Below are 1,314 nucleotides of genomic sequence, written 5' to 3'. Positions count from 1 at the left end.
CCGTTCCCGGAGCCGATGCCGTGGATGGAGGACGAGTCGGAGCCGAACTCGGACATGTGGGCGACGGCCGACGAGTCCCTGGCCGACGTCGTCGCGCTGTACCGCCGCGTGTGGGCCCACTCCGACGCGACGGTCGCGGCCCTCCCGCTCGACGCTCCCGGGCAGGTCCCCTGGTGGACGAACCGCGACGTGACGCTGCACCGGATCCTCGTCCACATCACCGCGGAGACGCACCGGCACGCCGGCCACGCCGACATCGTCCGCGAGCTGATCGACGGGCGGGTCGGGCTCCGGACGCCCGGCGACAACCTCCCGCCGGTGCCGGAGGAGTGGTGGCCGGAGTACCGGGAGCGCCTCGAGTCGCTGGCGCGCGCCGTCCGCGACCGGGGCTGACGTGCCGGCGTCCGTCGGCATCGCGGTCACGCCTGCGCGCGCGGCGCGGCTGCTCGACGACCTCGATCCCGCGACGGAGGCGGCGCTCGATGCAGCCCTGGGCGGTCGCGGTCGGGGCCGGGCCGCCCTGCAGCGGCGCCGCGACGGCGCGTCGCCGGAGGAGCGGAGGCAGCGGGCCGCGCTCGAGCGCCGGGCGTTCAGCGCGGAGGCGGACCCCGCGGCGCTCGAGGAGCTGGCACTGCTGCGCGCGCAGCTCCGCGAGCGGGAGGAGGCGCTCGACGCCGCGGTCGCGGGTCTGGCCGCGCCCGCCGGACCCGCAGCGGCCCAGGGCCGGATCGGCCGCGGGACGGCGAGCGGCCGGACCGGTGGGGACGAGACCGGCGAGACCACCGGAGGCGACGACTCCGACTCCCGCACCTCCGCCACGCCCCGACCGCGCCGCCGCCTCGGGGTGATCGCCGCCCTCGTCGCCGTGCTCGGGCTCGCCGCCCTCGGCACGGCCGCCTCCGTCGCGCTGGCCCCTCGCCCGTCGCTGGAGGTCTTCACCGAGCCCTGGGCCGTCCCCGACGACGTCGCCACGCGCCCGCTGTCGACCCTCGCGAGCCTCCGCGTCTTCCACTGGGGGCCGACGCGCTACCTGGGCAGCATCGCCGGAGTCGACTACTTCGCCACCCTCAGCCTCGACTCCTTCTCGGCCGCGGAGCTCGCCGACGAGTCCGTCTGCCTCTACGGGCTCGCGCGCTCCGACGGCGACGTCGTCGTCACGGACTGCGCGGCGACCGGCGACTTCATCGCGAGCGGCATGACCCTCTCGCCCGACGACTACCAGGGCGACGCGGGCGGCGCCGGAGTCGCCTGGGGGCCGACCGGAGGGATCCGCTCGGCCGGCTGAGGCGGCGGGCCCGACTCCACCGGGCTCGC

Annotated in this window: 2 protein-coding genes; both read left to right on the top strand. The window is 77.5% G+C overall.

Translation table 11 applies throughout. The features are described from left to right. A partial coding sequence (locus C5D09_RS17010; protein ID WP_146085672.1) for a DUF664 domain-containing protein occupies positions 1-393 on the top strand: 393 nt, incomplete at its 5' end. Between the two features lies 1 nt (position 394). Further along, positions 395-1,285 carry a hypothetical protein gene (locus C5D09_RS17005; protein WP_104269831.1) on the top strand — a complete coding sequence of 297 codons (891 nt, stop codon included), beginning with the start codon at positions 395-397 and terminating at the stop codon, positions 1,283-1,285. Positions 1,286-1,314: the final 29 nt, after the last annotated feature.

The sequence above is a fragment of the Rathayibacter sp. AY1C9 genome (genome assembly GCF_002932315.1).
GTDB lineage: Bacteria > Actinomycetota > Actinomycetes > Actinomycetales > Microbacteriaceae > Rathayibacter.
Note: the sequence above shows the minus strand (reverse complement) of the source record. Positions and strands in the feature narration are given on the sequence as shown.